The 25,320-nt window shown below is 66.8% G+C and carries 16 protein-coding genes; 10 read left to right on the forward strand and 6 right to left on the reverse strand.

Features of this window, described 5'->3' with window-relative positions; all coding sequences use genetic code 11:
- Positions 1-180 precede the first annotated feature (180 nt).
- The 3 genes from AC1DW3_RS25560 (at position 181) to AC1DW3_RS25570 (ending at position 6,857) form a co-directional block, all read left to right on the forward strand.
- Complete coding sequence (locus tag AC1DW3_RS25560; RefSeq protein WP_477936170.1) at positions 181-1,740, forward strand: methyl-accepting chemotaxis protein; 1,560 nt, start codon at positions 181-183, stop codon at positions 1,738-1,740.
- Between the two features lie 285 nt (positions 1,741-2,025).
- The gene (locus tag AC1DW3_RS25565; protein ID WP_477936172.1) at positions 2,026-5,052 is read left to right on the forward strand and encodes a sensor histidine kinase; all 3,027 of its coding nucleotides are present in this window, start codon (positions 2,026-2,028) and stop codon (positions 5,050-5,052) included.
- Entirely contained in the window at positions 5,049-6,857 is a 1,809-nt protein-coding gene (locus tag AC1DW3_RS25570; protein WP_477936174.1) for a response regulator, read from the forward strand. The genes AC1DW3_RS25565 and AC1DW3_RS25570 overlap by 4 nt, the downstream gene beginning before the upstream one ends.
- Positions 6,858-7,059: 202 nt before the next feature.
- Here the strand turns inward: AC1DW3_RS25570 and AC1DW3_RS25575 are convergent, their stop codons facing one another.
- Genes AC1DW3_RS25575 through AC1DW3_RS25590 form a run of 4 tightly spaced genes read right to left on the reverse strand, consistent with a single transcriptional unit; the run spans position 7,060 to position 10,487 of the window.
- Positions 7,060-7,455, reverse strand: coding sequence for a tautomerase family protein (locus tag AC1DW3_RS25575; protein ID WP_477936176.1), 396 nt, complete (start codon positions 7,453-7,455; stop codon positions 7,060-7,062).
- A gap of 52 nt (positions 7,456-7,507) precedes the next feature.
- Positions 7,508-8,437 carry an AraC family transcriptional regulator gene (locus AC1DW3_RS25580; RefSeq protein ID WP_477936178.1) on the reverse strand — a complete coding sequence of 310 codons (930 nt, stop codon included), beginning with the start codon at positions 8,435-8,437 and terminating at the stop codon, positions 7,508-7,510.
- Positions 8,438-8,457: 20 nt separating this feature from the next.
- A complete protein-coding gene (locus tag AC1DW3_RS25585) occupies positions 8,458-9,666 on the reverse strand; it encodes an MFS transporter (protein WP_477936180.1) in 1,209 nt (402 codons plus the stop codon).
- Complete coding sequence (locus AC1DW3_RS25590) at positions 9,663-10,487, reverse strand: DUF1579 family protein (protein WP_477936182.1); 825 nt, start codon at positions 10,485-10,487, stop codon at positions 9,663-9,665. Before AC1DW3_RS25590 ends, AC1DW3_RS25585 begins: the two co-directional genes overlap by 4 nt.
- Positions 10,488-10,764: 277 nt before the next feature.
- Between AC1DW3_RS25590 and AC1DW3_RS25595 the strand changes: the two genes are divergently transcribed.
- The 6 genes from AC1DW3_RS25595 (at position 10,765) to AC1DW3_RS25620 (ending at position 21,494) form a co-directional block, all read left to right on the forward strand.
- On the forward strand, positions 10,765-11,523 hold the full coding sequence (locus AC1DW3_RS25595; RefSeq protein WP_477936184.1) for a PEP-CTERM sorting domain-containing protein: 759 nt from the start codon (positions 10,765-10,767) through the stop codon (positions 11,521-11,523).
- Between the two features lie 164 nt (positions 11,524-11,687).
- Positions 11,688-14,522 carry a beta-galactosidase GalA gene (gene galA, locus AC1DW3_RS25600; protein ID WP_477936186.1) on the forward strand — a complete coding sequence of 945 codons (2,835 nt, stop codon included), beginning with the start codon at positions 11,688-11,690 and terminating at the stop codon, positions 14,520-14,522.
- Positions 14,522-16,552: a glycoside hydrolase family 2 protein gene (locus AC1DW3_RS25605; protein WP_477936188.1), complete on the forward strand. Its 2,031-nt coding sequence runs from the start codon at positions 14,522-14,524 to the stop codon at positions 16,550-16,552. Before galA ends, AC1DW3_RS25605 begins: the two co-directional genes overlap by 1 nt.
- A complete protein-coding gene (locus AC1DW3_RS25610) occupies positions 16,534-18,537 on the forward strand; it encodes a glycoside hydrolase family 127 protein (RefSeq protein ID WP_477936190.1) in 2,004 nt (667 codons plus the stop codon). The genes AC1DW3_RS25605 and AC1DW3_RS25610 overlap by 19 nt, the downstream gene beginning before the upstream one ends.
- A gap of 44 nt (positions 18,538-18,581) precedes the next feature.
- Positions 18,582-19,847, forward strand: coding sequence for a glycoside hydrolase family 27 protein (locus tag AC1DW3_RS25615; protein WP_477936192.1), 1,266 nt, complete (start codon positions 18,582-18,584; stop codon positions 19,845-19,847).
- A gap of 12 nt (positions 19,848-19,859) precedes the next feature.
- Positions 19,860-21,494: a DUF5597 domain-containing protein gene (locus AC1DW3_RS25620; protein WP_477936194.1), complete on the forward strand. Its 1,635-nt coding sequence runs from the start codon at positions 19,860-19,862 to the stop codon at positions 21,492-21,494.
- Positions 21,495-21,917: 423 nt separating this feature from the next.
- Here the strand turns inward: AC1DW3_RS25620 and AC1DW3_RS25625 are convergent, their stop codons facing one another.
- Positions 21,918-22,493 (reverse strand): hypothetical protein, encoded by a 576-nt coding sequence (locus AC1DW3_RS25625; RefSeq protein ID WP_477936196.1) that lies wholly within the window; start codon positions 22,491-22,493, stop codon positions 21,918-21,920.
- 361 nt (positions 22,494-22,854) lie between these two features.
- Positions 22,855-23,907: a LacI family DNA-binding transcriptional regulator gene (locus tag AC1DW3_RS25630; RefSeq protein WP_477902228.1), complete on the reverse strand. Its 1,053-nt coding sequence runs from the start codon at positions 23,905-23,907 to the stop codon at positions 22,855-22,857.
- Between the two features lie 319 nt (positions 23,908-24,226).
- Here AC1DW3_RS25630 and AC1DW3_RS25635 point away from each other — a divergent pair.
- Positions 24,227-25,320: glycoside hydrolase family 43 protein (locus AC1DW3_RS25635; protein WP_477936198.1), on the forward strand; the 1,094-nt coding region annotated here is incomplete at its 3' end.

Here is a 25,320-nt window from a genome sequence, read left to right on the forward strand (position 1 = left end):
AGGCAAAGGGGCCAGTGCTTGCAGCGGTGGCACACCGCGAGCAAGATGGGTGCGGAGCGATCCAAGCGCCAACTGCGGGTAGCTGCATCACGTGATGCATGCGCTATCGAGTCCGAAAATGCCGCTGTGAATCCCCGTTGCGTTGGTTGAGGGCGCTGCGTTCCATCCCAAGGAGCAGCCATGTTTGCAAATCTTCGGCTCGGCACCCGCCTGTTGCTTGCCTTCTCCACATTGGTCGCCGTGGGTGCCATCGTGGCCGGGTTTGGCATCAATGGCCTGTTCCGACTCAACATGGTCAACGACGCGCTCTACCAGCGCGAACTGCTTGCCATTTCCTACGTGAAAGAAGCGAACATCAACCTCATCTACGCGGCGCGGGCGCGGGGTCAGTTCGCACTCGCAACATCTGAGGCGGAGCGCCAGGCCGCGCATCAGACCTTCAAGGAGTCCGTCGACGTCATGCGCAGTTGGATCGACAAGTCCCGACCGCTGTTCTACCTGCCCAAGGGACAGGAGGAGCTTCGCAAGCTGGACGCGACGATCCAGGCCTGGCTGCCCGCCACCGAGGCCTACTTCAAAGCCGCATCGGCCAAGGACGTTCATCCTGCCGACGCGTCGCTCGCGGATCTGGACAAGGCCGTGAAACAGACGAACAAGGTCGTCGACGATCAGCTTTCGCTGCTGACTGAAATAAAGGAGAAGAACGGCGAACAGGCCTCCAAGGACGGGACGCGCCTGTTCGAGACGGTCARCATGACCATGGGCTTGCTGACGCTCGCCAGTGCCCTCGGCGGCTTGGCGATAGGCGTGATGCTGACCCGGAGCGTGACTCGGGCGCTTGGCGGAGAGCCCGGAGCAGTGGCCGCCGTGGCCAATGCCGTCGCGGCGGGCGACCTGACGACCCGCATCGATACGTCTCAGGCCCGAGCGGGCAGTGTCGTCGCGGCGATCTGCGATATGCAAGCGTCGTTGTCCGAGGTGGTGCGCAAGGTTCGTGCGAGCAGCGACAGCATTGCGACGGGGTCTTCCCAGATTGCCACCGGAAACGCCGACCTCAGCCAGCGCACCGAAGAGCAGGCGGCCAATCTCGAGCAAACGGCGGCGTCGATGGAGGAACTCACAGCCACGGTCCAGACCAATGCGGAGACGGCCCGCACGGCTACGCAGCTTGCGGGCTCCGCGTCCGCTGCAGCGGCCCACGGGGGGCAGGTGGTGGGACAGGTGGTCCGAACCATGGAGGGCATCACCGCGTCGAGCAGGAAGATCGCAGACATCATCGGCGTCATCGACAGCATTGCGTTCCAGACCAACATCCTGGCCCTGAATGCCGCGGTCGAAGCAGCGCGTGCCGGCGAGCAGGGCAGAGGCTTCGCCGTCGTGGCAACCGAGGTCCGCACCTTGGCGCAACGCTCGGCAACGGCGGCGCGGGAGATCAAGACCCTCATTACGGAAAGCGTCGAGAAGGTAGACGCGGGCAGCGACCAGGTCAATGAGGCGGGCAAGGCGATGAATGACATCGTCTCGCAGGTCCAGCGTGTCAATGATCTGATCACCGAGATCGGCTCGGCAACGAAGGAGCAGACGCAGGGCATCAGCCAGATTGGCGATGCCGTCAATCAGCTCGACCAGGTCACACAACAGAATGCGGCGTTGGTTGAAGAAAGCGCGGCGGCCGCGGAAAGCCTCAAAGTGCAGGCGGAGAACCTTGTGACCGCGGTGCGGGTATTCAAGCTGAGCTGATTGCGCTATTCACGCCTGACTCGGGCGAGCCTCGACGACCAACGAATCCCCCTGGCCTGCGGGAACCGCAGCCTTCGAGCGCTGAACACGCCACCGTCGACGCCGAGGCCATGCCAGTGGCGTGTCAGGCTTTTGCGGGATCACCAACGGGTACAGGCATGTTGATCCACCGGCAGCGGCTTATCGCGATACGCTGCTTGCCTTCTGGCCAGCGGCAAAGGATTCCAAGTGAGTCAACTGGTAGGCCGACCTCAAAGATGCCTCCTGCCAGGCCTGACCCTGGCATTGGCGCTGCTTGCCTCGCTCCCCGCCCGCGCGCTCGATCCACCCCTGCAGATCTCGCAGTACGCCCACACCTCGTGGACAGCCCGGGACGGCGCCTTGCTGGGCCTTGTCTTCACGATGGCGCAGACGCCCGACGGCTATCTCTGGGTCGGCGGGTCATTTGGCATGTTTCGCTTTGACGGCCTTCGCTTCGTTCCCTGGCAACCCCCTCAGGGCCAATCGCTACCAGACAATCCCTACGCCCTGTTGGTCGCCCGTGACGGAACGCTGTGGATTGGCACCTTCAATGGCGTTGCCAGCTGGAATGGTGTCGAACTGACGCGGTATCCGCAAATCGCCGGCGGCTTCGTGACGTCCTTGCTCGAAGATCGCGATGGGACGATCTGGGTCGGCCTGCTTGGGAACCCGGGCCGGCTTTGCGCGATCCGTGCTGGGCAGGCCGAATGTTTCACGCAGGACGGCGGCTTCGGCCAGTTTGTCTGGAGCCTGGCCGAAGACGGTGCGGGGGTGCTGTGGGCGGGTGCGGACTCCGGCCTCTGGCGATGGAAACCCGGGCCTCCGCAGCGATTCGAGACGCCCGGCATGCGCGTGGGTGACCTGAGCACGACTGCCGATGGAGAGTTGCTGGTCGGCATCCGGGGCGCAGGGATCAAGCGGATGGCCGGCGACAAGTTGCTGCCTTACCCGACGCAAAATGCCGCCAGGCCCGTCGAGTTGCTCCGTGACCGCGAGATCAAGTCGAACAAGTTGCTGCGCGATCGCGATGGCGGTCTTTGGGTCGGGACCGAGGGCAACGGCATCGTCCATCTGCAAGAGGGCAAAGCGGACGCGTTCACCCGTGCAGATGGCCTCTCGGGCAACATTGCCTGCAGTCTCTTCGAAGACCGCGAGGGCAACATCTGGTTCGGCAGCGAGAAGGGGGTGGACCGTTTCCGGAAGCTGCCGGTCACCACTGTTTCAACGCCACAAGGTCTGCCCAACGAGGCAACGAAGGCCGTGCTGGCCACCACGGACGGCAGCGTCTGGGTGGCAACGAACGATGGACTTGCCCGGTGGAAGGGCGGCATACCTGCCATTTACAAGGAACGCGAGGGGCTGCCGGATGCAAAGGTGCAGTCGCTGCACCAGGACGCCGACGGGCGCCTCTGGGTGAGCACGGGCCGTGGCCTGGCCTATTTCGCGGCCGACCGCTTTGTCGCCGTCAGCGGCGTGCCGGGCAAGGAGTTCTACTCCATCACGGCGGACGCGGCGGGCCACCTCTGGCTGTCGGGCAACGAAGGCCTCGTGCGGCTGCACAAGGGCCGATTCGTCGAAAGCATTCCGTGGACCGCGCTCGGACGCCGGCAACAAGCCAAAGTCATCGTCGCCGATAGCGACGGCCTGTGGCTGTCCTTCTGGCAGGACGGCGGGGTGTTGTATTTCAAGGATGGGAAGGTCCAGGCGAGTTACACGGCCGCGCAAGGACTGGGGGCGGGCCATGTCGCGGGCCTGCGGCTCGATGCCGACGGGGCCGTGTGGGCGGCCACGGAACAGGGCGGCCTGAGCCGGATCAAGGACGGTCGCGTCACCACGTTGACGGTGGGCAATGGCCTGCCCTGCAATACGGTTCACTGGTCGACGTTGGACGACAACGGCTCGCTGTGGATGTACGCGTCCTGCGGACTCGTGCGGGTCCTGCGTGACGACCTCGCCGCCTGGATCGCCGACCCGGGCCACCGGGTCGCGCCCAAGCTCTGGGGCGCCGCGGATGGCGTGCCGTTGCTGGCTTTTACGCCGGCCTACTTCAACCCTCCGGTGGCGAAAGGCCCGGATGGCAAGCTCTGGTTCGTGTCGGGCGCCGACGTCCAGGTGATAGACCCCGATCACCTGCCCATCAACCCGCTGCCTCCCCCGGTCCACATCGAGACGCTCGTCGCCGACCAGCAGGCCTATGCCGTCGCCAACGGCCTGAACCTGCCCCCGCTGGTGCGCGACATGACGATCGCGTTCACCGCGCTGAGCCTCGTCGATCCGAAGAGCACGCGCTTTCGCTACCGGCTGGAAGGGCACGACAACGATTGGCAGGAGGCCATCGACAGGCGCCAGGCCACTTACACGAATCTGCCGCCGGGAAACTACCGCTTCCACGTGAAGGCGGCCAACAACAGCGGCGTGTGGAATGAGGATGGCGCGCAGCTCGAGTTCGCCATTGCGCCGGCCTTCTACCAGACGAGCTGGTTCCGCTTCGCCGTGGTGGTTGTGCTGCTGGGCCTGGCCTGGAGCGGTTTCCAGCTCTGGCTGCGCATGCGCATCCGGCGGCTGCACCGGCAGTTCGAGGCGAGGCTGGAGGCGCGCGTGGCCGAGCGCACGCGCATCGCCCGCGACCTGCACGACACGCTGTTGCAGCATTTCCACGGGCTGCTGCTGCAGTTCCAGGCGGCGTTCAATCTGCTGCCCGACCGGCCGCGCGAATCGAAGCAGGTCCTCGCGAGCGCCATCGACCGGGCGGCCGAGGCGATCACGGAGGGCCGCCACACCGTGGAAGGTTTGCGGGCCTCGGCGCTGGAGACGAACGACCTCGCGGACGCCTTGCGGGCGCTCGCCGAGGATCTCGCGAACGAGAACAGCCATGCGACATCGGCCCATGTCGAAGTGCAGGGCAGGCCGCAGGCTCTGCATCCCGTCGTGCGTGACGAGGTCTTCCGCATCGCCGGTGAGGCGCTGCGCAACGCCTTCCATCACGCCGACGCGACGCATATCGAGGTTGAGATCCTCTACGACGCACGGCAACTGCGCGTGCGCGTGCGCGACGATGGCAAGGGCATCGCCCCGGAGGTGCTGCGCACCGGCGCGAAGGAGGGGCACTTCGGCTTGAGCGGCATGCGCGAGCGCGCCGCACTCGTCGGCGGCACGCTCACCATCAGCGGCCTGGACAAGGGCACGCAATTAGAGTTCAGCGCTTCCGGGTCGCGGGCGTACAGTCAACCGTCATCCACCAAGTCGTGGTTCCTCAACAGGAAGCTGGCGGCCAACGAGACCGGCGAATGAGCGAAGAACTGACCCGCATCCAGGTTCTCTGCGTCGACGACCACCCGATCGTGCGGCAGGGCATCRCAACGCTGCTCGGCGTGGAGCCGGACATGGTCCTCGTGGCCGAAGCGGCGAACGCCCGCGAAGCGATCCAGCATTTCCGCGCCCACCGCCCGGACGTCACGCTGATGGACCTGCAGATGCCCGGCATGAGCGGGCTCGACGCCATCGGCGCCATCCGCGCCGAGTTCCCCGCCGCGCGCATCATTGTGCTCACCACCTATGCCGGTGACACCCAGGCGCAGCGCGCCTTGCAGGCCGGTGCCTGCGGCTACCTGCTGAAGAACGCCCTGCACAAGGAGTTGCTCGACGCCATCCGCGCCGTGCACGCAGGCCGACTGGCACTGCCCTCGGAGGGCTCGTTCGAGCTGGCGGGTCAAGTCGCGGACGTGGCCATCACGCCGGCCGAGATCAGCGTGCTGCGGTTCATCGCGCAGGGCAACGCCTACGCGGAGATAGCCCGGGCGCTTGCGCTCAGTGAAGAGGCGGTCGAAGGCCAGGTGAGGAGCATCCTGGCCAAGCTGGAAACGCCGGGCGCCACGCAAGCGGCGGCGGTTGAAACCGACGGCGGCCTGCTCCAGGCCGAGCGCGCTGCCCGGCACGCCGCCGAGGCAGCCAACCGCGCGAAAAGCGAATTCCTCGCCGGCATGAGCCACGAGTTGCGCACGCCGCTGAATGCCGTCCTTGGCTACGCGCAACTGCTGACCATGGAGGGCGGCCTGAGCCCGCGGCAGGCGCGCGGCCTGGACACCATCCACCAGAGCGGGCAGCACCTGCTGGCGCTGATCAACGACATCCTCGACCTGGCGCGCATCGAGGCCGGCCGCACCGACCTCAACCCAGAGCCGGTGAACCTGTCCGGTCTGTTGCGATCGGTCGTGAACCTCATGCGAGTGAAGGCCGACGAGAAGCGCCTGGCCTTCGTGTTCGAGGCCCAAGCGGATTTGCCCGAGGCCGTCCTGGCCGACGAGCGCCGATTGCGCCAGGTCCTGCTGAACCTGCTGAGCAATGCGATCAAATTCACCGATACCGGCACGGTCGCGTTGCGCGCCTGCGCCGAGCCAAGGGGCCCAGCTGAGGTGCAACTGCGGCTGGATGTTGAGGACACCGGTGTCGGCATGCGCTCCACCGATTTGGAACGCATATTCAAGCCCTTCGAGCAGGTGGGCGACGCGCAGCGCCGCAGCGGCGGTACGGGACTGGGACTTGCAATCACCCGGGCGTTGGTGAACGACATGGGCGGACAAGTGCACGTGAGCAGCGAGTTTGGTCGCGGCACCCAATTCCGCGTGGAGCTGCCGCTGCCAGTAGTCCAGCCGACGGAGCTCGCCTCGCGGAACACGCCTGGCGTCGCGCGCTACTCGGGGGCTCCGCGCCGGGTACTTGTTGTAGACGACGTGGAGGCGAACCGCACGCTGATGTGCGATTTCCTCACCCGTGCCGGATTCGAAGTTGCTCAGGCCAGCGATGGCAGCGAGCTGCTGGCAGCTGCGAGGAGCTTCCGGCCAGACCTGATCGTGATGGACAGCGTGATGCCATCCGTGGGCGGTGTGGAGGCCACGCGCCGCCTTCGGGGAGAAAGCGATCTGGCTGCTGTGCCTGTCATCGCGGTCTCGGCCTCGGCCACCGCCGAGCATCGTGCCGCATGCCTGCAGGCCGGAGTGAATGTGTTCCTGACCAAGCCCGTGTCCCTGGACGCGCTGCGCTCGCACATCGGGGAGCAGCTCGGTCTGCAATGGCAGTCAACCCCAAGCGCTGACTGAGCGGTGGATTGGCTGAGGAGACCAGGCCAATCTTCAAGAAGAAGCTGTTCGATCGCTGGGCTGGGTGCACGGCAACAGGCCAACGTCACCTGCGCTTCTTGGTCAGCCAAGCTTCGTATGCCGCCGCATCGTGGCAAGCGATCACCGAAGCTTGGCTGTCGGCGGGATTGGGAAGCCGCATGCTTGGTCTACTCTCTGAGAGTTAGATCGCGTGCTGGAACCGGTACTCCTGCGTTCGACCTCCGTACCCGTAGGCCGTCGGCCGGACATCCTGCACGTAGACATAGCTCTCGGGATGCAGGTTGCCGAGCAACTGAGCAAAAGCCTCGAATACCTCCGAAACGTAAAGAGCCTTCTCAGCCTTGGTGTTGGTCTCGTCAACCACCTTGATGTCGAAATAGAAGCTGCTCTTGCGTTGCTCAGCCAGCGACGTGCCGCCAACGATCCAATGGTGAGGATCGACGTACTCGATGGCGATAGCAGTGAGCTCAGGCTTCTTTTTGAGAATGCGGCTCGTCTTTTCGAGCAAGAGGCTGGCGATGCGGGCGCTCATTTCCGGCGAAGGCGTCGCGCTGACTTTGACGTTGATGATGGGCATCGTGTCTCCAAATGATTGGCCGTGAAACTAGGCGAATGGACGGGCAGACCGGTCAGCCGCCCTGCCAGCGCAGCGTTCCCGGCGGAACGCCGAACAGACGCTTGAATGCGCGGCTGAAGGAAGCTTCAGATTCGTAGCCCAGCCGCTGCGCGATATCCGAGACGGTCAATCTCCCATGACGCAACCACGCACCGGCAACATGCATGCGCCAGTGCGCGATATACCGTGCTGGAGACAACCCTACCGCGGCGGTGAAGCGCTCGGTGAAGACCGACCGCGACAGGCCAGCGATCTTCGCCAACGCCACGACCGACCAAAGATGGCCCGGCTGGTGATGAATTGCGGCCAGCGCTCGGCCTATCGGCGCATCGCGCGCTCCGGCCAGCCACCCCTTCAGATCCCCCGCGTGGGTCTCGGCCCAGCCGCGCACCATGGCCGTGACCACTGCATCGGCGAGCCGCGTCATCATCGTGGCGGCGCCTACACGTTGCGCGGCCACCTCGGCGGCCATCAAGGACAACAGCGCCGGTAGCGCAGGGTCGCTCGCTTCGGTATGCCGCAGCACCAGCACTTCGTCCATCAGCTGCGTCAGGGGGTGCACCGCCGGCTCGTCGAACTCGAGCGCGCAGCAGACGATCAGTGAGCGTGCGCCGCCACCGCCAGCGCGCATGTTGTGCGTGGTCGGACCGACCGAATCCTGGTCGAATTCCTCGAGCGGCCGGGCCGGCGTGGCGGGGGCGTCGGCGATCGCATGGCCAGTGCCGCGCGGCAACAGCGCAACATCGCCCGGGCCGATCCAGAATGGCTCGCGCGCAGGCAGTCTCAGCCAACAACCGCCCTGAACAACGAAGTGGAAGCACACGCCGCTCTGAGGCGGGATCTGCACGCCCCATGGCGCCGTCATGTCGGTGCGACAGTACGACGCGCGCACCAGCCGCAGATCCTGCAGAACGGGGTTCAGCAGATCGAGGTCCGGTGTCATTGGATCGGCCCGGTGTGTGCTCATGACCAATGAGTGTGCGCGGGCTGCGCGGGTGAGTGCAGAACGGGGTCTTCCGGCGCTGCAAGGCGCCTCGTAATCCAAGTCGCGGGCAGCGCGAGCGCGCACAGCAACAGTGCCGTCTGCATCGGCGCCTCGACGCCGTATCGCGCCAACGCCACGCCGCCGCCTAGCGCTCCGGCTGYGATGCCTGCGTTGACTGCGGAGGCACTCAACGAGGCTGCGAGGTCTGCACCCGGACCTGCGAGGCCGACGACGCGCAATTGGATCGCCGGAACCATGCCAAAGCCGGCGAGTCCCCAGGCACCCAGTGCGAGCAATGCCACCATGGGGTTCGAGCCGAAGAGGTAGAAGAGGCCAAGCACGATGACCAGGAGCACGTTCGCCGCCACCAGCGTCAATCCTGCATCGCGATCGGCAAAGCGCCCCCCGAGGAACATGCCGACGGCGCTGGCAATGCCGTAGGCGAGAAGATAGAGGCTGATCGTCGCTTCCGATGCGCCGCTGATCTGCTTCAAGTAGGGCGCGATGAAGGTGAAAGCGCTGAACTGCCCACCCATCAGCAGCGCGGCCAGCCCCAGCAGCGCCAACACGCGCGGCGCGAAGGCTGCGCGCGCCTGCATGCCGAACGTGCCGGCAGGGCGTGCGCTTGAGCGCGGCACGCAGTAAAGCGTTCCCACCCAGGCCGCGGCACCGACCACGACGACAGCCATGAAGGCCGTGCGCCAACCCGTCGCCTGCGCCACCCAGGTGCCCAGCGGCACGCCCAGCACGGTCGCGACGGCAACGCCGCCGAAAACCATCGCCATGGCTTGGCCGCGCTGCTCCGGACGCACGAGCCCGGCCGCGACCACCGAGGCCGCGCCAACGAAGAGCCCGTGCATGGCACCGGTTACGAAGCGCGCGAACAGGAGCAGACCGAACTCACGCGCGACGATCACGAAGAGATTGAATGCGACGAACGCCGCGAGCGACAGCGCAAGCACCGAGCGTCGCTCCAGGCGCGTGGTCAGCGCGGTAGCAATGGGACCACCGATCGCGATGCCCAGTGCATAGGCCATCACCAGATAGCCGGCACGGTCGATCGACGTGCCGAGGTCGCGCGCAACCAAGTCCAGCACGCCAACGATGACGAACTCTGCCGTACCGAAAGCGAAGGCACCGAGCGCCAGCACCATCAGTGCTGCGCGCGCATCGGACGGCTGGCTCACGGCGCGGTGCGCGTATAGACGGCGCGGGTGGCCAAGGCCTCCTTGTGACCGGGTCGCGTGAAGTAGAGCTCGATAACGTGGCGGTCCTGCCCTTCAATGCGTATCACGGTACGCATCGGGATCGTCTTGCCGACGAAAGCCTCACCTGCCACACCCTGATCGACAAACGTGCCAAACAGGTCAAGCCGTATTTGCGGCCCCGATCCGGTGAGGCTGACGTACCGCATCATTCCGGCGTTTGCTTCGTCGATCGTGACCCATTCGTAGCGCGCGGCCATGTTGTCGTAGCCCAACCAGCCGCGGCGCCAGTAGCGAGACTTGTCCAGCGTGCCTTCGGTCGTGTCCTCGAGGTAGCGCCCCCCGGCCACCCACTGGCGGCGCGTAACAAGGTCATCCGAGGTGATAGGCGGTGCATCGGCGCTCCGGCCGAGGGTGGCGTAGACACCCATCTGCACGCGCCAGGTGCCAGCCAGCGGAGCTAGCGTGGCGTGGCCTCGCCCTGGCAGACCACGACGCAGCCAAGGCGGCAAGTCAGCGGACACAGCCAGGGACGGCGCCGTACCGATCTCCTTGTCCTGGGCATGCGTGACGCCGAGCATCATGCCGATCGCCACGACGCTGATAACCGTTGCGCGCATGCGCTTCCAGAGAATCTTCACATGAGCCCTTTCGTGAGTACGAAGGCCCACTTTGCCCATTGCTGCGACGCAGGGCCATGGCCCGCCGACCGGTTTGATTGGCTGTTCGTCCTGCGCGATGCTCAGCGAGATTGATCGATGACGTGCTATCTGCCCCCCCAAGGCGCCGGGCTTCTCGATCACGACGAATGCAGAGTCGCTTGAGCTCTGTCTTTTCCAAGCCTGAAGCGGGCCTATCGCAACCCACCGTCGCGGGCCTGACGATCACGTTCCGAACGCGGCGCACTCCCACCTCGAAGGCAGGAAGCCGCAAGGACCCTTGCGCTGGGGGTGATAGGTGTTTTTACTGGTATTACCAATTAACAGATTTGAGAAACTGGTAATACCGCGCAAGCGCTGTACCGGCGTTATGCGATGGGCGGGCGCGGCACCCGAACCCGACGACAACACTGGAGACACCATGCTGAATCGATACAAGACCGTCTTAGCTGCCTCGCTGATCGCTGCATCCCACCTGGCTGCTGCCGACATGGCGGAGGTGAGGATTTCGAACTTGACGCTGTCAACCTCAGGTGGCGAATGGTGGTACTACCTGCCCACAGAGGTGGAGTGGGTTTCCAAGACCGCAGGTGCATCCAGCGCTCTGCTGACTCCCAGCTTCAATGACAGCGTTATCGGATGGCACGGCAATGCGCTGGGCGCCTCGGTAGCGAACCAAATGTCCTCGGCCCAGGCCGGCCTCACCGCCAAGACTTCCAGCGACCTCAATGGCGTGACGGCATTTGCCTCCGTCCAAGTCGACGGCGGCCAGTCCGGATGGGCTTTTGCCAAGGTGTTCGATGGCCAGATCATGGTGAGCGGCAACACCACGATCACGGTCAGCGCCACGCTGGACGGCATCCACGCCAGCGGTTCGATGGCGCAGGCCAACGCCTACATCGAACTGTGCAGCACCGACTTCGTCACCGATACCTGCGATTCGGCCAACTACGTCGAAGCCTTCATCGACGCCAGCTCGCCTAACTACGGGGGCCCCACCCTTCTGACCGCCTCCTGGACCAATCCCGGGGCCACCACCTGGGCAAAGATGCGCATCGGCCTGACCGCCTCCGCGGACTCCGTGTCCGCCGTCCCGGAACCGACCACCACAGCCCTCTGGCTGCTCGGCCTGGCAGCCGTGGGCATCAGCGCACAGCGCCGCCGCCGCCGCAACGATTAACTGGCTCGTCTCCGAGTCGGCCAGGCACACGTTGACCTGGTTTTGTCGCGCGGTCTTCAAAAGGGGCCGCGCGACCTATTTTTTCCTCGATTGAGCCCCGCCCGGACCTCCGCAGCCGCCGGGGCTTTTCCATTTCGAGCGCCCGATCCATAGAGAGTTGAGTCATGCCCCGCGCGTCTTGCATCCCGTATTGGCTGATTGCCACGATCGTCGCCCTGCTCGCACTGGCGACAGGCCCCGCACAGGCCGCTGGCCGCGAGCGCCTCTCGCTCGACAGTGGCTGGCTCTTCCACCGCGGCGACGTGCCGATGCCGGCGGTCAAGGGCCATGGCATGAGCTATCACAACGGCAAGGCCAACGGCGCCTGGGGCGCTGCCGCCGCCGATTTCGACGACTCCAGCTGGCGGCGCGTCGACCTGCCGCATGACTGGGCAGTCGAGAACCCGTTCGACCGCAACGAGAACGCGTCGCAGGGCTACCGCCAGCGCGGCTTCGGCTGGTACCGGCGCTACCTGCCCCTGCCCGAATCCGACCGCGGCCGCCACATCGAACTGCAGTTCGATGCCATCGCCACCCACAGCACGGTCTGGGTCAACGGCATCGTCGTCGACCGCAACTGGTCGGGCTACAACGGCCGCAGCATCGACATCACGCCCTATGTCCGCTACGGCGCCGACGCCAACACCATCGCCGTGCGCGTCGACGCCGAAGCTCAGGAGGGCTGGTGGTACGAGGGCGCTGGCATCTACCGCCACACCTGGCTGGTCAAGCGCGACGCGCTGCACATCGCCACCGACGGCCTGCATGCCAACCCGGTCAAGCAGAACGGGCGCTGGACCATTCCCGTCGAGGTGACGCTGCAAAGCAGCGCCAAGTCCGAGCGCAGTGGTGTTGTCGATGTGGTCGTCATCGATCCATCCGGCCGCGAAGTCGCCAAGGCCAGCACGCGCGCGCGGGTCAGCGGGCTCGAGTCGGCCGTCGCACGCATGAAGCTCGATGTGCGCGAGCCCAGGCTGTGGTCGCTGGCGCAGCCCCATCTCTACCGTGTGCGGGCGACGCTGCGCGACGGTGCGAAGGAACTCGACCGCACCGAGGTGCAGACGGGCTTTCGCAGCATCCGCTTCGACGCGGACCGCGGCTTCTTCCTGAACGACCAACCGGTGAAGCTGCAAGGCGTCTGCGTCCACCAGGACCATGCCGGCGTCGGCGTCGCCGTGCCGGAGGCCATCTGGGAGTTCCGCCTGCGCCGCCTGAAGGAGATGGGCACCAACGCGATCCGCTTCTCGCACAACGCGCCCGCGGCCGAGGTGCTGGATATCGCCGACCGGCTGGGCCTGCTCGTCATGGACGAGAACCGCAACTTCAATCCCTCGCCCGACTACCTGAAGCAGCTGACCTGGATGGTGCGCCGCGACCGCAACCACCCGAGCGTGATCCTGTGGTCCATCTTCAACGAGGAGCCGCTGCAAAGCACGGAGCCGGGCTACGAGATGGCCAGCCGCATGGTTGCCGCGATCAGGAAGCTCGACCCAACGCGGCCCGTCACGGGCGCGATGCACGGCGGCCTGTTCACCGACCTGAACGCGGCCGATGCGCTCGATGTCGTCGGCGTGAACTACCAGATCGGCGCCTATGACGGGTATCACCAGAAGCACCCCAAGCGACCGATGACGAGCACCGAGGACACCGCCGCCTACATGACGCGTGGCGAGTTCACGAGCGACCGCGCCGGCCAGGTGTTCGGCAGCTACGACGACGAGCCCTCCTCCTGGGGCAACACGCATCGCCAGGCCTGGCGTGCCATCGGCGAGCGGCCCTTCATCGCCGGCAGCTTCATCTGGACCGGCATCGACTACCGCGGTGAACCGACGCCCTACGAGTGGCCCAGCGTCGGCTCCTTCTTCGGCGCGATGGACCTGGCCGGCTTCGCCAAGACGGCGTTCTGGATCCACCAGGCGCAATGGGTGAAGGACCGCCCGGTCGTCAAGCTGGTGCCGCACTGGAACTGGGCCGGCCGCGAAGGCCAGGCCGTGCACGTGATGGTCGCCAGCAACGCGCCGCGCGTGCGGCTGCTGCTCAACGGCGTGGTCGTCGGCGAACAAGATGTCGACCCCTACGAGATGGCGAACTTCAAGGTGACCTATGCACCGGGCCGCATCGAGGCCGTGGCGCTCAAGGACGGCAAGGAGATCGCGCGCGACACCGTCGAGACGAGCGGCGCGCCCGCCCGCCTTGTGCTGACGCCGGACCGCCCTGCCCTGGCCGGCGACGGGCTGGACGCCATGCCGGTGACGGTCAGCGCCGTCGACGCCCAGGGCCGGCCAGTGCCGACGGCGAACGCCCGCGTGCGCTTCGAGCTCGATGGCCAGGCCAACCTCATTGGTGTGGGGAACGGCGACCCGAACTCTCACGAGCCCGACAAGGCCAGCGAGCGCAGCCTGTTCAACGGGCTGGCCCAGCTCATCGTGCAGGCCCGGCGCGACGGCCGCGGCGAGCTGAAGCTGCGCGCATCTGCCGACGGCCTGCAACCCGCAGAAGTCGTGCTCAAGCTGCAGCCAGCCGCCGCGCCGCCGAGCGTGCCGACGGCCGAGCCGACGACGCCGCTGCTGAGCTGGCGTGTCTCACCGGCCCACGCCACCCGTCCTGATCCGAATGTCGTGCTGGCCGAGACCGACATGAACTCCTGGGGCTGGGACGAGCCGCCCATCCGCCGCGGCGCAGAGGCGCAGGCCTTTCGTCTCTACCGCGGCAGCGTGCAGGTGCGCGCCGACCGCAACGACGGCCGCGCGCAGCTCGTCTTCGGCAGCATCGCCGGCAAGGCCGAGGTCTGGGTGGACGGTGTCAAGCTCGGCGAGAAGGCCGGCGCCGAGCCGGCGCCCTTCGCGGTGACTCTGCCTCAGGGCGGCCCGCGCCGCCAGGTGACCGTGCTGGTGGAGGCCACGGCCGGTCAACCCTCCGGCCTGTGGGGCCGCGTCGTCCTCGAACCGGGCGCCCGCTGATGCTGCGCGCCGCGCTCGCATTGACGCTGAGCCTGCTCGCGCTGCAGGCCCAGGCCGCCCGCCTGTCGACCCTTGTCGGCGGCACCTGGCGCTTCGAGCGCGCCGACGCGGCGGGGGCCGAAGCACCCGGCTTCGACGACGCCGCCTGGGCGACCGTCGCCCTGCCCCACTCCTACAACGGCGTGGACGGCGAGGCTGGCGGCGCCTACTACCGCGGCGCGGCCTGGTACCGCCGTGCCATCGACCGGCCCGCCGCAGCCGGCGCCGGCCGCCGCCAGTTCCTGGAGTTCGACGGCGCGACGATGGCTGCCGACATCTGGGTCAACGGCCGCCACGCCGGCCGCCACGAGGGCGGCTATGCGCGCTTCCGGCTGGACATCACGCCGCTGCTCCAGCCCGGCCGCAACCTGCTGGCCGTGCGGGTGGACAACGGCACGCTGCCGCAGACCGCGCCACTCGGTGGCGACTTCACCGTCTTCGGCGGTCTGGTGCGGCCGGTGCGCCTGATCGAGACCGACGCCGCCCACATCGAGCTGCTCGACCACGGCGGCCCCGGCGTGCAGATCGACACCGAGACGCTGACCAGCGAACGCGCGCAACTGGCCGTGCGGGTGCAGCTGCGCAACGACGGCGCCGCTCCCGCAGCCCGCGAGTTGCGCGTGACGCTGCGCGATGCCCAGGGCCACGTCGTTGCCGCACAGCGCCAGCCGGCGCAGCTCATGGCCACGCAGGCCGGCATCCTCAGCGCCAAGCTGCAGGTGCCCAGGCCGCATCTCTGGCAGGGTGTGCAGGATCCCTATCTCTACCGCCTCAGCGTCGAGCTGCTGGACGGCACGCGCATCGCCGACGCGGTGCAGCTGCCCATCGGCCTGCGCAAGATCGAAGTCGACGCGCAGCGCGGCTTCCTGCTCAATGGCAAGGCCTACCCGCTGCATGGCGTCAACTACTTCCACGCGGGCCGGCCCGGCCGCGGCGTGGCGGTGAGCGATGCCGACATCGACGAAGACCTGCGCATCCTGATGGACCTCGGCGTCACCGGCCTGCGGCTGGTGCATTACCAGCACCCGCCGCATGTCTACGAGCGCGCCGACGAGCTCGGCCTGGTGCTGTGGACCGAGATCCCGCTGAACGCGCTGATCAGCGAGACGCCGGCCTTCCGCGACAACCTGTTCCAGCAGCTGCGCGAGCTGGTGCGGCAGAACCGCCATCACGCTTCGGTCGGCGTCTGGGGTGTCGGCAATGAGGTCTACCGCTCCGACGAGGCGATCACGACGCTGCTGGGCGACCTGCACCGGCTGGCCAAGCAGGAAGACCCGTCGCGGCCCACCACCTATGCCCACTGCTGCGCGCCCGACGACCACACCATGGCCCTGCAGACCGATCTGGCCTCCTACAACCGCTACTGGGGCTGGTACGACGGCGAGTTCACCAACATCGGCCCGTGGGCGGACGCCCTGCATGCCAAGCTGCCGACGCGACCCATCGGCCTCGGCGAATACGGCGCCGGCGCCAGCGTGCTGCAGCAGGAAGACCCGCCCGCGCGCCCGGGGCCCGGCGCGCGCTGGCACCCCGAGCAATACCAGGCGCTCTTCCACGAGTCCTATGCGCGGCAGATCAACCAGCGGCCCTTCCTGTGGGGGCATTTCATCTGGCTGGGCTTCGACCACGCCTCGGCCGGCCGCAACGAGGGCGATGCGCCCGGCGTCAACGACAAGGGCCTCGTCACCTATGACCGGCGCTTCCGCAAGGACGCCTTCCACCTGTGGCGCGCCTGGTGGCAACACGAACCGGTGGTGCACCTGGCCAACCGCCGCGCCAGCCTGCGGCGCGCCGGGCCAGCCCTTGTGAAGGCCTACAGCAATGCGCGTGAACTGAGCCTGGAGGTCAACGGACGCACGGTGGGGCACAGCCAGGTCGTCGACCGCATTGCCGTCTGGCCGCAAGTGGCGCTGTCACCGGGCCGCGCGACGCTGCGTGTGCGCGACGAGCATGGTCATACCGACAGCATCGAATGGACCGTTCAACCTTGACCTCGCGCACCGACATGACAGCCAACATGAACAGGAAACTTCGCACGGGATCGACCTCCGGCGATGCCTGGGACGGTGAGCTTCCGGCGGATCTCCTGCGACGCCGCATGCTGCAGGCGATTGCCGCGGCGCCGCTGCTGCTCGGCATGCCGGCCGAGGCCGACGAGGCGAGTGGTGAGGAAAGCGGCCCGGGCGAAGCCGCGCAGCCTTTCCCCTTGTCGGATGTGCGGCTGCTCGACGGCCCATTTCGCAAATCCGAGAACCTCAATGCGCGCTATCTCGAGTCGCTGAACTGCGACCGCCTGCTGCATAACTATCGGAAAAGTGCAGGCCTCATGCCAAAGGCGCCGGTGTACGGCGGCTGGGAGGCCGAGGGGCTTTGCCCGGGACACACCCTGGGCCATTTCCTGAGCGCCTGCTCGCTGCTGTGGGCGTCCACCGGGCGGCAGAGTGCGCGCGTCAGGATCGACTACGTCATCAAGGAGCTGCAGGCCTGCCAGGAAGCGGCGCCTGGTGGCCTGGTCTGCGGCTTCCCCGATGGCGGTACGCAACTGCGCAACTGCCTGGCCGGCCGGCCTGTCATCGGGGTGCCCTGGTACGCGCTGCACAAGTTCATGGCCGGGCTGCGCGACGTGCATGTGCACCGCGTGAACAAGCGGGCGCTCCCCATCCTCGTGCGTATCGCCGACTGGATCGACGAGGCCGCGCGGCCCATCGACGAGGCGCGCTTTCAGAAGATGCTCGATCTGGAGCACGGCGGCATGAGTGAAGTGCTGGCGGACCTGCATGCACTCACCGGAGAGGCGCGCTACCTGCGCCTGGCCGAGCGCTTCAGCCACCGGGCACTGCTCGCGCCGCTGGCCGAAGGGCGTGACACCCTCGACGGCATGCACGCCAACACGCAGATTCCCAAGGTCATCGGCTTTGCCCGGCTGCACGGGCTCACGGGACAGGCGCAATACCGACGAGCCGCGCGCTACTTCTGGCGCGCGGTGGTCGAGCAGCGCTCGTTTGCGACCGGCGGGCATGGCGACAACGAGCATTTCTTTCCGCCCGCCGAGTTCGAGAAGCATCTGGCCTCGGCCTCGACCATGGAGACCTGTGGCACCTACAACATGCTGCGCCTGACGCAAGCCCTGTTCGCGGCGCAACCGTCGGTGGCCTACGCCGACTTCCACGAACGTGCCCTGTTCAACGGCATCCTCGCTTCGCAGGACCCGGACAGTGGCATGTTCACCTACTTCCAGGCCACCCGACGCACCTATCCGAAGCTCTACTGCTCGCATGAGCATTCGTTCTTCTGCTGCACCGGCACGGGGATGGAAAGCCACGCCAAGCACGGCGACTCCATCTATTTCCACCGCGGGGACGTGCTGTATGTGAACCAATACATGGCGTCGGATCTGCACTGGGCCGACCAGGGCGTGCATCTGCGCCAGACGACCAACTTTCCCGAGCGCGGCGCCAGCCGGCTCACGCTGCGGCTGGAGCGGCCCACCCAGCTCGTTCTCAGGCTGCGCCACCCGGGCTGGTGCAAGCAGATGAGCGTGCGCCTGAACGGCCGCCAACTCATGGCCAGTGACCAGGCCGGGCGCTACATGGAGCTCTCGCGCACCTGGCGCAACGGCGACGTGCTGGATATCGATCTGCCGATGCATCTGCACCTGGCGCCGTTGCCGAACGCGCCTCAGATTGCAGCGCTCATGTATGGGCCGCTGGTGCTGGCGGCGCGCATCGATGGCCCCGCCATGGCGCCCGGTGCCGACCTGGTGGCGCACAACGTGTCCTATGGCAAGAAGTTCACCGAGCCGCTGGAGATCCTCCCGCTGCACCTGGAGGGCGTCGGCCTCGACCGGGCGGTCCGGCGCGGTGCTGGCCCGCTGACGTTCCATCTGATCGGGCCGAGCCCGGGCCAAGCGTACGAGCTGATGCCGTTCCACAGCATCGCGCACGGCTACTCCAACTTGTATTGGCGGCTCAGCTGACGCGGCGAAGCCCCTTTTCTACGAATCACCAAGGAACCTGAGAAATGAAAACAAGGCACACAACACACAAGTCGCTGTTCCACAGCTGGGCAATGATGGCCGCCGCGGCGCTGACCCTGTTCCTTGGCGCGGCAGGCAATGGCTGGGCTCAAAAGACTGAAGGCCTGGCGCTCACCCCGCCCATGGGCTGGAACAGCTGGAACAAATTTGCCTGCGATATCGACGAGCGCCTGATACGCGAGACCGCCGATGCCATGGTCAAGTCGGGCATGAAGGACGCCGGCTACCAGTACGTGAACATTGACGATTGCTGGCAAGGCCAGCGCGACGCCGACGGCAACATCCAGCCCGACCCCAAGCGCTTCCCATCCGGCATGAAGGCGCTGGCGGACTATGTGCATGGCCAGGGACTCAAGCTGGGCATCTACTCGGATGCCGGCGCCACCACCTGCGGCGGCCGTCCCGGCAGCCGCGGCCACGAATATCAGGATGCGCTGGTCTACGCGCGCTGGGGCATCGATTACGTCAAGTACGACTGGTGCGACACCCCGGGCATGAGCGCCGAGCCGGCCTACACCACCATGCGCGACGCGATCGCCAAGGCGGGCCGTCCGATGGTGTTCAGCATCTGCGAATGGGGCATGAGCAAGCCGTGGGAGTGGGCCGGCAAGGTCGGCCATCTGTGGCGCACCACACCCGACATCTACAACTGCTTCGACTGCCAGTTCAATCCCGGTTTCTCGACGGGTCTGGGCGTGCTGCGCATCCTCGACAAGCACGCTGACGCCAACCTGCGCAACTTCGCAGGGCCCGGTCACTGGAACGACATGGACATGCTCGAAGTCGGCAACGGCATGAGCGAGGATGAAGACCGCGCCCATCTGTCGATCTGGGCCATGCTGGCCTCCCCCCTCATCCTGGGCAACGACCTGCGTTCCATGTCCGAGTCGACCCGCCGCATCCTCACCAACGCGGGCGTGATCGCGGTGAACCAGGACAAGCTGGGTGTGCAGGCGCTGCGCGTCCTGGTCGACGGTCCGCTGGAGTTCTATGCCAAGCCGCTCGACGGCGGGGATTGGGCACTGATGTTCCTGAACCGCTCCAACCAGCCTGCCGACGTTCACCATGACTGGAAGAAGCAAGTCCTGGGCGATGACCTGAGCAAGCGGTCGGTCGATTTCAAGCAGGCCGTCTACCGCTGGTCCGACCTGTGGAGCAAGAAGACGGGCGACACCAGCGGCAAACTGCAAGCGCGGCTGGCGCCGCACAGCGTGCTGATGCTGCGTCTGACCGGCCCTGCGAAACCCTAGGGCCCGGCCGCGATGAAGAAGACCTCCCTGATCGCGGCCCTGCTCGCCGCAATGCTTGTCACGCCCGTCAGCGCCGCCGAAGCCCCGCGCCTCGTGCAGCGGGACGGCCACCATGCCTTGCTCGTCGACGGCAAACCCTTCCTGATGCTTGGCGCCCAGGCGCACAACTCCAGCAACTATCCCAAAGCCCTGGGCAAGGTCTGGGCCGCGGCCAACGATGCGCATGCCAACACCGTGCTGATGCCGGTGGCATGGCAGCAGGTCGAGCCCCAGGAAGGCCAGTTCGACTTCAGCTTCCTCGACGTCCTGGTCAAGGAAGCGCGGCAGCAGGACAAGCGCCTCGTGCTGTTGTGGTTCGCGACCTGGAAGAACACCGGCGGCTCGTACACCCCCGACTGGGTCAAGCTCAATGGGAGGCGCTTCCCTTCCATGCTGGACCGCGACGGCAAGCCCAACTTCTGCTTCAGCCCCTTCGGCGAAGAGACGCTCAAGGCCGACAAGCGCGCCTTCGTGGCGCTCATGGCCCACCTGAAGAAGATCGACGCGACCGAGCGCACCGTGCTGATGGTTCAGGTCGAGAACGAGGCCGGCACCTACGGCCTCGTGCGCGACTTCGGGCCAGCGGCCCAGGCGGCCTTCGAGCAGCCGGTGCCCGCCGAAGTGCTGGCGCGCCAGAAGCCCAAGGCCGCCGCATCAGGCAACTGGCGCGAGGTCTATGGCGAGTACGCCGACGAGTACTTCCACGCCTGGGCCATCGCCCGCTACATCGGCGAGATCGCCAAGGCCGGCCGCGCCGTCTACGACCTGCCGATGTACGTCAACGGCGCGCTGCGCGAGGCGCTGGAACAGCCGCCCAAGCCCTGGCAGGGCAACTTCGCCAGCGGTGGGCCGGTCTGGGACGTCATCGACATCTACAAGGCCGCCGCGCCCGCCATCGACATCGTCGCGCCCGACATCTATACGCCCAACTCCGAGGGGATCAAGGCCAATATGCGCCTGTACCAGCGGCCTGACAACGCGCTGTGGATTCCCGAGATCGGCAATGCCGAGGGCTATGCGCGCTGGATCTACGCGGCGCTGGGCCGCGGCACCCTGGGTGTGGCGCCCTTCGGCCTGGACTACTTCAACTACGCCAACTTCCCGCTGGGCTCCAAGCGCACCGACAAGACCATGGTCGAGCCCTTCGCCCGCGTCTTCGGCGCCTTTCGGCCGATTCAGCGCCAGTGGGCGCAGTGGGCCTTCGAGGGCCGCACGCGCGGCGCCGCTGAAGGCGACGACCGCAAGCCCCAGTCGCTGGAACTGCCAGGCGGCTGGATCGCCAAGCTGACCTACCGCCAATGGCAGTTCTGGGACCTTGCGTGGGACAGCAAAGACGAGCGGCCGACCGGCACCGAACAGCCCGGCGGCGGCGTGGCCATTGCGCAGATCGGCGACGACGAGTTCCTCATCGTCGGCCAGCGCACCCGCGTGCGCATGGAAGGCGGGCCGCAAGCAAGCGGCTTCATGCTGCGCGTCGAGGAAGGCAGCTTTGACGACAAGGGCCGCTGGCAGATGGAGCGCGTCTGGAACGGCGACCAGGTCGACAGCGGCCTGAACCTGATGGCCGAGCCCATCATGCTCAAGGTCAAGATGGCGCGCACGCGCTGAAGCGATGTTGCTGCGCCTCCAACTGAACGAGCTCAGGGCCGCCACGAAGGGCCCTGGCCTCTGCATTTCCGACTTCAACCGCGGCGTGAGCACCACGGACCCAGCGGAAGATGCACCCTGTCTCACGGCTCGTCTTCAGGCTGCGTCACCCGGGCTGGCGAAGACAGCTGAGCGTGCGCCCGAACAGCCGCAGACTCATCGACAGTCACGGCGAGCGCAAGCCCACGCCGTCAGCATGAGCATCCGCTCGTCGCGAGTGAGACATGCGTCGCCCTCGCCCTCGCCATCGCCCAGCCTGCCCCCGCTCATGTTCAGCACGCCGGCATAGGGCCAGGCTCGGGGCGCGCCTGCGACGCGCACTCCAGCAGTTTGACGATGCCGTCGCGCAGTTCGGGCCAACCGCCCTCATGCAGCAACTTCGGGCTAGGCGCCAAGCATCAATTCGATGCGACGGCCCGTGGCTTCGATGGCGCGGCGGAGCAAGCCGACCTCGTCTGCCTGGCCGTCCAGCGAGGCGCTGGCATCGATCGAGACCGCGTCGACTCCGCATGCCGCGAGCTGGGCGAACCAGGCACGGTACCAATCGAAAGCGCCGGGGTGGTCGAGGTTGACGCCGCACATGTCGGTGTTCCAGGCGCCGGCCGAGCCCGGGTTGGCGACCTCATCGCAACGCCATGGGCTGCCGGCGATGGGCAGCCCTCGCGCGACCGCTTCGCGGGGGATGCCGCGCGTCAGGTGCACACCGAAGCGCAAGCCGAGGCGGTGAACCTGGGCTGCCAGCGGAGCGAAGCCGCATCCCTCCATGGCGCTGGGGAAGCGGTCCGCCGCGGGCTGCGGTCGGCCGTGGGCATCCAGTTGCACCAGGGCAAACGGCGGGCATCCTGAGGCTGTCGCGTCCGCCACATACCACTCGGGCGCGACCATGGCGACGTCGTAGCCAGACGGCAAGAGGCGCTCGGCCAGGATGCTCGCATTCGCCAAGTACCCGGCTTCAGTCATCGGGGCGCCAAGACCATCCCGGCTGCTCCAGCCCATTGACGGCGCGGAACCGCATTCGTCGCCGGGCTCGCCGTTCCCCGCCGTCACCGCAAATCGGTCGCTCGCGGCATCGTGACGATCACGCGAGCCGCCTAGACCAGGCCTGGGAGCCATCATCGGAAAAGAGCCCGCCGGAGAGATTGTGTTCAACCTGGATGAGGACATAGGACGCTTGAAGGCTCGCACCTTGATTCGACGCCGAATTGGAGTTGATTCGGCGCCGAATCAACGGAGGAAAATAATTGCGGCCGTGCCGCGCAAGCATCGTAGTTCGGTCGATGGTCGAACTAACTAGGGAAAAACCTAGCCACTTTCCTGCGTGTCAAGGGATGGTCAGCGGCTCGCTTCGAGGTCCCGGCAGCGTTCGCCTGTGAACAAGCTCGACCGGCATGACGATGTCGCGAGGGCCCTGGTAGGCCTCACCACGGCGCTGCGCCTCGATCAGCTGCATCAGGACCTCAACCGCGCGACGACCCATCTCAAGCAGGGGCTGGCGCACGGTCGTCAGGCGCAAGGTGCGGGCCATCAAGGTGTTGTCGAAGCCGGTGATCGAGATGTCCCGAGGAACGCTCAGCCCGCAGCCCTCCAGCGCGTCGATGCAGCCGAAGGCGATGTCGTCGCTGCCACAACAGACCGCCTCGGGCAACGGCTGACCGCGGTGGCGTTCCATCCATTCCTGCATGGCCTGCCTACCCCCTTCGGACGTGAACCAAGTGCGAATCACGTGGTCGGAAGCAACTTCCACCCCGGCTTCGGCATGGGCGCGCAGGAAGCCATCGACGCGATGGTCTGCTCCCTTGGTGCGCATCGGTCCGCCCACACAGAGGATTCGGCGATAGCCAAGCCCGAGCATGTGGCGCGCGATCGCATAGCCGCCCGCTTCATCGTCCGCCTCGACGTTCACCTCGGCCCGCAGCAGCCTGCCGGCGTGGATCGTGACCAGGGGTGTGTGCGGTGGCAGCCAGGTCGTGGTGTCGTCTTCCAGGTAGGGCGCCAGCACGACGAGCCCGTCGACACGGCCGTCGCACAAGGCCGGAATGCGCTTGGGTGCTTCTTCCCAGCCGCCAAGTGGAAAGATGCACGCGGTCTGGTGGGCCTCCGTCGCGCCCCGCACGACGCCGTTGAACACCTCCAGGAAGTAGAGGTTGGGTTCCTCATGGGCGATGTTGGCGACGAAACCGATGGCGTTGGTGCGTTGATACGTCAGCGCACGCGCGGTCGCGTTCGGCCGGTAGTGCAGGCGCTCCGCCGCCGCCAGCACCCGCTCCCGCGTCTCGGCCGATACCCGCGTCGAACCCCTGGCGCCGTTGAGCGCGCAGGACGCCGCCACATCGGAAACCCCGGCTTCTCGCGCGACATCGGCGAGCGTGGGCAACTTGTGACGACGGCTCTTCGGTGGCTTGGAAGGCTTGGGTAGGGAAGCGGGCACTGTCCGGCGGGCGGGGGAGGACGGGGGCGCCGCACTCTAGCACCGCGCCCTTTCGGAACCCATCAGCACGCCGTGCGTAGGTGTTTGCACTGGTTAGACCACTTTGGTCAAAATTGCGAAACTGGTTATACCAATCGATGGGGTGCGATGAGGTTCCGTAGCCGGCTGCTGCCTCGGGCCTCACGGCGAGCCACCAGCGTGAGTTGGCCGAGCAACGAGACAAGCTCGACACGCCAGACAACCAATAAAAGTTCACACCTGAGCCATGCGCCTCCCTAGCCTCCTGCACCACATCGCCCTTTGCTGCGCCGCCCTCGCCTGCGGGACTGCGCCAGCCGCCGAACCAGCGCCCGGCGCCAACCCGGTGCTGCGCGACCGCTTCACCGCCGACCCCGCGCCGCTGGTCGTGGGCGACACGGTCTACCTCTACGTCGGCCATGACGAGGCCAAGGGCGACGACTTCTTCCTGATGAAGGAGTGGCTGGCCTATTCGTCCAAGGACCTGCGCCACTGGACCGCCCACGGCGCCTTCATGAAGCCCACCGACTTCAAGTGGGCCACGGGCGACGCCTGGGCCGCGCAGGTGGTGCAGCGCAACGGCCGCTTCTACTTCTACGCCACCGTGCAGCACGACAACACCCACCCGGGCAAGGCCATCGGCGTGGCGGTGGCCGACAACCCATTGGGCCCGTTCAAGGATGCGCGCGGCTCGGCGCTGGTCACCGACGCGATGACGCCCGGCCCCTACAACTGGAACGACATCGACCCCACCGTCTTCATCGACGACGACGGCACCGCCTGGCTGGCCTGGGGCAACCCCGTGCTCTACCTGGCGAAGCTCAAATCCAACATGACCGAGTTGGACGGGCCCATCGAGAAGATCGCGCTGCCCAACTACACCGAGGGCCCGTGGCTGTCCAAGCGCAAGGGGCTGTACTACATGACCTATGCGTCCATGGCGCACCAGAACGTCTGGGAGCACCTGTCCTATGCCACCGCGCCCAGCCCCCGCGGGCCCTGGACCTACCAGGGCGTGCTGACCGGCCCGACGAAGAACAGCTTCACCATCCACGCGGGCATCGTCGACGACTTCAACGGCCAGTCCTACCTGGTCTATCACAACGGCGCGCTGACCCTGCCGGATGGGGAGACCGGCGCCGGCGCCCGCCGCTCCGTCACGATGGAATACCTCTACTACGACGCCGATGGCCGCATGTGGCCCGTGACGCAGACCGAGGCCGGCATCAGCACGCCGCCCCGACCGCCCGCCGGCAAGGTGCCCGCGCCGGCGGACCCGGGTCGCTCCGACCCCCGCGTGGCCGTTCAGCAGTTCGCCCAGGGCTATCCCGAAACCTGGCC

Source organism: Roseateles sp. P2_H4 (assembly GCF_056403315.1).